The sequence below is a fragment of the Streptomyces sp. NPDC059456 genome (genome assembly GCF_042750055.1).
GTDB lineage: Bacteria > Actinomycetota > Actinomycetes > Streptomycetales > Streptomycetaceae > Streptomyces.
Window position 1 is genome coordinate 1 of the sequence record NZ_JBHYVA010000380.1, and the last position, 8050, is coordinate 8050.

The following is an 8050-nucleotide window of genomic DNA, read 5'->3' on the forward strand; positions in this document are numbered from 1 at the left end:
GTGTGAGTGTCTGTCTTGCCGCGCCCGCGCGCGCGCCGCGGGGGCGGGGGGGGGGGGGGGGGGGGGGGGGGGGGGGGCGGGGCCGGGGGCCGCGCCCCCCCCCCCCCCCCCGAGGCAGGTGGCGAGGGCCTCGGCGAAGCCGGGCAGGGCCTCGGCGAACGGCAGTGCCATGCCCGGTCGCTGGGCTCCCTGGCCGGGGAAGGCGAGGACGAGGGGGGCCGGGCCGGTCTCGGGGACGCGGCCGCGTGCGGTCCCGGCACCGGCGGTGGCGCCGGAGATGAGGCGGGCGGCGAGGTCCGCGGTGTCGCGGCCCGTGACGGCGAGGCGTTCGGGCAGGGCGGCCCGGCCCGTGGCAAGGGTGCGGGTGACGTCGGCCGCCTCGGGGGCCAGGGCGGCCAGGTGGCGGCCGAGGCGGTCGGCGGAGCGCGCGAGGGCGTCGCCGTCCGCGGCGGAGAGCAGGGCGAGGTGCCCGGCCCGCGGCTGGTCCCGTCCGTCGGACCGGGGCTCGGGGGCGGGCGGCGCCTCGACGACGGCGTGCGCGTTGGTGCCGCCCACCCCGAAGGAGCTGACCCCGGCCCGCCTCGGCTCGGGGCCGGACCACGGCGCTGCGGCGGAGGGGACGTACAGCGGCGAGTCCTGCGTGTCCAGCAGGGGGTTGAGCCGGGTGAATCCGGCGACGGGCGGGACAACGCCCTCGCGGACGACGAACAGGGCCTTGATCAGACCAGCGAGTCCGGCGGCGTTGTCGAGGTGGCCGGTGTTCGCCTTGAGCGCCCCCACGGCGACCTGACCGGGGGCGGCGCCCGCGGCGCGCAGGGCCGACGAGGCGGCGGACCACTCGATGGGGTCGCCGACCCTGGTGCCGGTCCCGTGCGTCTCCAGGTAGCCGATGCTCGCGCCGTCGACGTCCGCGGCCTCCAGGGCGGCCCGGATGACGGCCTCCTGTCCGCCGGCGGACGGGGCGTAGTAACCGGCCTTGGCCGAGCCGTCGTTGTTGACGGCCGTGCCGAGGACCACGCCGTACGGCTCCACCCCGTCCGCGAGCGCGTCCTCCAGGCGCCGCAGGACGACGCAGGCCACGCCGGAACCCGCGACCACGCCGTCGGCGTGCTCGTCGAACGGCCGGCAGGTCCCCGCCGCGCTGTGGATGCCGCCGGGCACGTGGAGGTGCCCGGCCTGGGGGTAGGCCACGCCGGCGCCCACGACGAGGGCCTGGTCGCATTCGCCGTTGAGCAGCGCCTGGACGGCGGTGTGCAGGGCGACCAGGGACGAGGAACAGGCGGTCTGGACGGCGACCGCGGGGCCGGTCAGGTTCAGCTTGTAGGAGATGAGGCTCGCCATGAAGTCCGGCTCGTTGCCGTGGATGGCGTCCTCGATGGTCATGGGGTCCAGCCCGCCGCCGGCCAGCATGGCGCGCAGGTAGCCGCTGCCGCTGGCGGAGGCGTACACGCCGGTGGTGAGCGGGGTGTCGAGGGGGCTGGTCCCGGCGTCCTCCAGGGCCGCCCACGCGCATTCGAGCATCATCCGGTGCTGCGGGTCCATCATCTCGGCCTCGCGCGGGCTCACCCGGAACAGGGCGTTCTCGAACCGGTCGGCGTCGTCGAGGTGCCCGTGCACCGGTACGAACTCGGGGTCGTCGACCAGGATCTGCGGCACTCCGGCCTCGCGCAGCCTTCGTTTGTCGTACCGCGTGGTGAGGACCCGTCCCTCCACGAGGGCATCCCACCACGCGGCCAGGTCGGCCGATCCGGGGAACCGGCCGGAGATCCCGGTCACGGCCATGTCGAGGGAACGGTCGCGCGTCATGTGTCCACCTTCGTGTCACGCCAGTACGGAACAGCAAGGTTGCCAGATGAGGCAACTTGATGGCAATCTTCTTGCCATCGTCTTGTCTGACAGGTGGGTAACCGGAACAGAGGGGAGAGGTACGGCGTGCAACCAGACCCGAAGTGGACTGCCGGCCTGCGGAACACCGCGCCCGGCGGGGGACTGCACGAGGCGTTCGCCCGCAGGGCGGCGGAGCGACCCGGGGCCGTCGCCCTCGTCGAGGGGGACCGCACCACCACGTACGCGGAACTCGACGCGACGGCCGACGCCTGGGCCGCGGGGCTCGTCGCCGCGGGTGTCACCCCCGGCGCACTGGTGCCCGTACTGCTGCCCAGGAGCACGGAGTTGGTCACCGCGCTCCTCGCGGTCCTGAAGGCCGGCGCGGCCTACGCCCTGCTGGCCCCCGAGTGGCCCGCGGAACGGTTGCGGGACGTACTGGGCGACCTGCGGCCGCCCCTGCTCATCGCCCGCGACGGCCAGGACGTACCGGAAGGCCACGGGCCGGACGTGTGGTCGCCCCCCGCCCGGACGACCCCGGCCGAAACGGCGCCGGCCGGAGAAGCAGGGGCGGGAGCCCCCGCAGGCTTCACGCCCGTGGCCGTCGACGCCGGCGATCCGGCGTGCGTGTTCTTCACTTCCGGGACCACCGGCCGGCCCAAGGGGGTGCTCAGCCCGCACCGGGCGACCGCGCGCCTGTTCCAGCCGGGCACCTTCGCCGAGTTCACCACCGACACGGTGGTGCCGCTGGCCGCCGCCACCCCCTGGGACGCCTTCTCGCTCGAACTGTGGTCGGTGCTGCTGAACGGCGGGACCTCGGTGGTCGTGACGGACCCCTACCTGTCCCCCGTGGCCCTGGGCGAGGCGGTGGCGCGCCACCGCGCGGACACCGTCTGGCTGACCGCCAGCCTGTTCAACATGATCGTGGACGAGGCCCCCGACGCCTTCTGCGGGCTGCGCCAGGTCGCGATCGGCGGTGAGCGGCTCTCGCCCGGCCACGTCCGCCGCTTCCTGCGCCGGCACCCGTCCGTCGCGCTCCTCAACGGCTACGGGCCGGTCGAGTCCACGGTCTTCGCCACCACGCATCGCGTCACGGAGGCCGACTGCGACCTCCCCGGCGGCATCCCCCTCGGGCGCCCGGTGCCCGGTACGCAAATCCACGTCCTGGACGGGGACCGGCCGTGCGCGGTGGGCGAGAGCGGGGAGATCTGCCTCGCGGGCGACGGGCTGGCGCTCGGCTACCTGGGCGACGCGGCGCTGACCGCGCGGAAGTTCACCCACGTACGGATCGACGGGAGCGAGGTGCGGGTCTACCGCACCGGCGACCTCGGCCGCTGGGACCCGGACGGCCTGCTGCACTACGAGGGCCGCTCCGACCGGCAGCTGAAGATCCGCGGCCACCGCGTCGAGCCGGCGGAGGTCGAGCGCCAGGTGGAGCAGCTCCTGCCCGCCGTGCGGCACTGCCGGGTGCTGGCCCGCGGTGACGCGGCCCTCGGCGAGCGCGAACTGGTCGCGTTCTGCATCCCCGTGCGGCAGGGGGACCCACTGGACGGCGCACTCGCCGTGCTGGACGCGGCCCTGGTCGCCTACCAGCGCCCCGCCGCGGTGGTCGGTGTCGACACCCTGCCCGTCACCGCGCAGGGCAAGCTGGACGAACGCGCCCTGCTGGCGCTGGCCGAGGCGGCCGCTCCGGTCGCCCCCGCCGGCCCGCGGCGGGAGGCGGCGCACCCGGCGCTGCCCGGCGTGCGGCCCGCCGATCCGGCCGGGCCCGCCGATTCCGAGCTGCGGGACGATCCGGTACTGCGGGCCGTCGCGGAATGCTTCGCCTCCGTCCTGGAACTCGACGCCGTCCCCCTCGACGTGCCGTTCGTCCGCCTCGGCGGGACCTCCCTCGGCGCGGGCCGGCTCTGCGCACGGCTCTCCGCCGCGCTGTCCCGGCCGGTCCCGGTCTCCTGGCTGTACCAGGAACCGACGGCCTCGGGACTCGCCCGCAGGCTGACCTCGGCTCCGGCTCCGGCCCCGGAGCAGGAGCCCGCTGCGGCCGGCGACGGCGCGGCCGGGAGCTCCGCCGGCACTCCGCTGACGGCCATGCAGCTGGTCCACCTCACCCCGCAGTTGCTGGATCCGGCGGACCGTACGGGGCACTGCCTGCTGACCTGGGCCGTCAAGGGCGCGCTGGACCGAGCTGCGCTGGAGGCGGCCGTCGCCGAGGTGCACCGGGCCCACGAGTCCCTGCGGGCCGCGTACGTGCTCGACCCGAGGCCCGCCGCGGAGCTCGTGGACATCCCCCCGCCGCCCCTGGAAGTGCTGCCCGCCCGGGAGTCCGTCGCCGCGGCGGCCCGCGCGGCCCGCACCGAGCTCGCCGGGGAGCTGGCCCCGGACGTCGGCGAGGTCTGGCGCACCGTCCTGGTCCCCGTCACCGGCACCGAGCCGGGCACGGACACCTCGGTCCTCGGCTGCGTGGTGCACCACGTCGCCTTCGACGGCTGGTCCGAGGGGGTCCTCGCCGAGGACCTGAGCACGGCGTACCGCACGGCGGTGGCCTCCGGGACCCCCGTACTCGGCCCCCGTCCGACGCTGGCCGCGGTGCACCGGGAGCGCCGGGCGCACCTGCGGGAGGCCGCCGCCCGGACCCACCACGCCTTCCTGCGCGACGAGCTGACGGACGTACCGGCGATGAGCTGGCCGGCCGGTCCCGAGCCGCGCGAGGCGGGGGCGCCCGCTCTCGTGGAGACCGTACTGGACGCCGGGGCGCTGGCCGGGGCCGCCGCCGCGGCCGCCGCCGCGGGGGTGACCCGCTTCGTGGTCCTGCTCTCCCTGTGGGCGGCGAGCCTGTCGGAGGCGACCGGGCAGCGGGACTTCGCCGTCGGCGTCCCCGTCGCCCAGCGCGACGGGGCGGAGCTGGAGCGCACCGTCGGATGCCACATCAACATGCTTGCCCTGCGGCTGCGCGGGGCGGCCCTGGACGGCGACGGACCCGCGATCGCGCGGGTCGCCGGGACCACCGCCCGCGCCTTCGCCGCGCAGGACGTGCCGTTCCCGGACGTCCTGGCCCTGGTGGACCCGCCGCGCGACGGCCGGCCCCCGCTCTACCAGACCCTCTTCGCCTGCCAGGACAACGTCCCGCCGAGGCTGGAACTCGTGGGGGCAAGGACCACGTTGCTGCGGCAGCCCTATCTGGACCTGCCCCTCGAACTGCACACCGAGCTGTGGCCCGCGGACGACGGCGGGCTGCTCGTCCACACCGCCTTCCGGCCCGACGCGGTCGCGGAAGCCACCGCCCGGGAGGTCTCCAAGCGCTTCGCGGAGCGTGTACGCACCCTCTTCCCAGGAGTCAGGCCATGACCACGACCGCCCTATCGCCCGCTGTGCTGACCGACCCCGCGCTGCACGCGAGCGGTGATCCGCACGCCGTGTGGCGGTGGATGCGGGCGCACTCCCCCGTGCACCGCCACGAGGCGGCGGAACTGCCCGCGTTCTGGTCGCTGACCCGCCACGAGGACATCCGGTCGGTGTACCGGGACGCCGCCGGCTTCAGCTCGGCGCGCGGGGTGCTGCTGCGCTCCGGCGACGACCCGGGCGGCGGCATGACGCTCGCCCTGACCGACGCCCCGCGGCACAAGCAGCTGCGCGGCCTGATGGCGGACTGGTTCAACACCCGCTCCGTACGGGGTCTGGAGGGCTACATCCAGGCGGCGACGCGCAGCGTCCTCGGGCGGGCCGTGGAGCTGGGCACCTGCGATTTCGCGGACGACGTGGCGGGGCGGCTGTCGCTGTCGGTGATCTGCCACATCCTGGGCATCCCCGAGCGGGACCACGAGGACCTGTACCGGTGGACGAACGAGGCGTTCGAGGCCCATACCTCGCTGGTCTCGCACCCCCTGCTCGTCGAGTACTTCATGGAGCTGCTGTACCAGCGGATGGAGGAGCCGGCCGACGACCTGGTGAGCGCCCTCGTCAACGGCACCGTGGACGGCGAGCTGCTGACCGAGGAGGAGGCGGTCTTCAACTGCGAGAACCTCATCGGGGCCACCGAGAACGGCCGACTGGCCCTGATCGGGGGCATGCATGCCTTCCTGGAGCACCCGGATCAGTGGCGGCGGCTGGCCGCGGACCGGAGCCTGATGCCCGGTGCGATCGAGGAGATCCTGCGCTGGACCTCCAGCGCCACCCACAGCATGCGGGTCGCCACCCGCTCCGCGGAGATCCGGGGCACGCGGATCGAGGCCGGTGACCGCGTCCTCCTGTGGCTGCCCTCGGCCAACCGCGACGAGGACGTGTTCACCGATCCGTACCTCTTCGACATCACCCGCAGCCCGAACCGGCACATCGCCCTGGCCGCCGGGGAGCACTTCTGCATCGGCAGCACGCTGGCCCGAGCCGAGATGCGCATCCTGTTCACGGAGCTGCTCGACACCGTGGGCCGGATCGAGCAGAACGGTCCCGTCCGGCGGCTGCGCTCGATCGAGGTGGGTGGCCCCGAGACGCTGCCCGTGCGCCTCACCGCGAAGTGACGGCCGCCGCAGGGCATGGCGCCCCGTCCCCGCACCCCTTTCCCCGACCTCGTACACGCACGCGTACACGCACATGCACGCACACACCTCACGACCCCTCCAGGAGTGAAGACATGACGGACAAAAAGGACCTGCCCGGCCTCGTACACCTCTCGCACCCAGCCGGCGTCGCCCCCAGTTCCGGCTACACCCACGTGGTGACCGGGCCGGGGCGGGTGGCCGCGATCGCCGGCCAGATGCCGTTCGACGCCGACGGGGAGCTGGTCGGCGCCGGGGACCCCGCGGCCCAGGCCCGGCAGGTCTTCACCAACATGGAGCGCTGCCTCGCCGCCGCCGGCGCCACGTTCGACGACGTCATCAAGCTCACCTACTTCGTCACCGACATCACGTTCGTCCCCCTGATCCTGGCCGCGCGCGACGAGTTCATCGACACCGAGCGGCCGCCGGCGAGCACGGTGGTCCAGATCGTGGCGCTCTACCGTCCCGATCTGCTGCTCGAAGTGGACGCCCTCGCCCTGCTGCCCGTCGAGTAGATCGGACCCCGCACACCATGACTGCCACCACGTCCTCCTCCGCCTCCTCGGCCGCCGCCCCGCGGCACGCCGGGCTGCAGGCTCCGCCGCCGCCCTTCGACGCCGAGTTGGCCGGGCCGATCGGCTGGATCCTCGGCGAACTCCCGATGCCGTTGACCCCCGAGCTGATCCCGGACCGGCGCCGCCGCTCCGCCTCGGGACGGCTGGGCGACGAGCAGATACGCCGCGGCGGGGCGTTCGAGATCGAGGAGCGTACGGTGCCCGGCCCGGCCGGCGCGCCCGAGATCACCCTGCTCGTCTGCCGGCCGGTGTCGGCCGGTGGCCCCGTACCGGTCATCTACCACACGCACGGCGGCGGCATGGTGGCCGGCAGCCACCGCAGCACCGAACTGGTGGGCGAGTTGGACCGGGCCCAGGAGCTCGGGGCGGCCGTGGTCTCCGTCGAGTACCGGCTGGCCCCGGAACACCCGGACCCGGCGCCCGTGGAGGACTGCTACGCCGGCCTGTGCTGGCTGGCGGAGCACGCCGAAGGCCTCGGCCTCGACCCGGACCGCATCTTCCTCAGCGGCAACAGCGCCGGCGGGGCCCTCGCCGCGGGCCTCGCGCTGCTGGCGCGGGACCGCTCCGGTCCGCGCCCGGTCGGCCAGGTCCTGCAGTTCCCCATGCTCGACGACCGGTGCGGCTCGTTCTCGGCCGGGCAGATGGCGCGCGTCGGCCTGTGGGACGGGGAGTCCAACCGGGCGGGGTGGACGGCCCTGCTGGGCGAGCGGCGCGGCGCGCCGGGCGTCTCCTGCTACGCGGCCCCGGGCCGGGCCGATGACCTGTCCGGGCTCCCGCCCGCCTTCATCGAGGTCGGCTCCGTGGAGGCGCTGCGGGACGAGGGGATCACGTACGCGTCCCGCATCTGGCAGACCGGCGGCGAGGCCGAACTCCACGTGTGGTCGGGGGCGTTCCACAGCTTCGACGAGTGGGTTCCGGACGCGGTCGTCTCAAAGGCCGCGCACGCGGCGCGCGTGGCGTGGATGCGCCGCGTACTCGCCCGTTGAGGATTCGCCCCGGCCGCCTCGACGGCACGAACGCCCCGGGGCCCGGGGGTGGGGCAGGGGCCCGGGGGGGGGTGGGGGGGGGCGGGGGGGGGCGCCGGGGGGGGGCGGGCGGGGGGGGCGGGGCGGGGCCGCC

At 75.2% G+C, this 8050-nt stretch carries 5 protein-coding genes; 4 read left to right on the forward strand and 1 reads right to left on the reverse strand.

Going from position 1 to position 8050, the window contains the following annotated elements:
- A partial coding sequence (locus ACFXA3_RS27385) for a beta-ketoacyl synthase N-terminal-like domain-containing protein (RefSeq protein WP_385191042.1) occupies positions 1–1806 on the reverse strand: 1806 nt, incomplete at its 3' end.
- A 126-nt stretch (positions 1807–1932) separates the two neighbouring features.
- On the opposite strand from ACFXA3_RS27385, the gene ACFXA3_RS27390 reads away from it, so the two are divergent.
- The 4 genes from ACFXA3_RS27390 to ACFXA3_RS27405 all read left to right on the forward strand — a co-directional run bounded on the left by ACFXA3_RS27390 (position 1933) and on the right by ACFXA3_RS27405 (position 7917).
- A complete protein-coding gene (locus ACFXA3_RS27390; protein ID WP_385191044.1) occupies positions 1933–5169 on the forward strand; it encodes an amino acid adenylation domain-containing protein in 3237 nt (1078 codons plus the stop codon).
- Complete coding sequence (locus tag ACFXA3_RS27395; protein ID WP_385191045.1) at positions 5166–6338, forward strand: cytochrome P450; 1173 nt, start codon at positions 5166–5168, stop codon at positions 6336–6338. Before ACFXA3_RS27390 ends, ACFXA3_RS27395 begins: the two co-directional genes overlap by 4 nt.
- Before the next feature lie 113 nt (positions 6339–6451).
- On the forward strand, positions 6452–6871 hold the full coding sequence (locus ACFXA3_RS27400) for a RidA family protein (RefSeq protein WP_385191047.1): 420 nt from the start codon (positions 6452–6454) through the stop codon (positions 6869–6871).
- Between the two features lie 74 nt (positions 6872–6945).
- Entirely contained in the window at positions 6946–7917 is a 972-nt protein-coding gene (locus tag ACFXA3_RS27405) for an alpha/beta hydrolase (protein ID WP_385191048.1), read from the forward strand.
- Positions 7918–8050 lie beyond the last annotated feature (133 nt).

Excerpts from the sequence above, each read along its gene's own strand:
- ACFXA3_RS27400 (WP_385191047.1), top strand. The coding sequence starts at position 6,452 with ATGACGGACAAAAAGGACCTGCCCGGCCTCGTACACCTCTCGCACCCA.
- ACFXA3_RS27395 (WP_385191045.1), top strand. The coding sequence starts at position 5,166 with ATGACCACGACCGCCCTATCGCCCGCTGTGCTGACCGACCCCGCGCTG.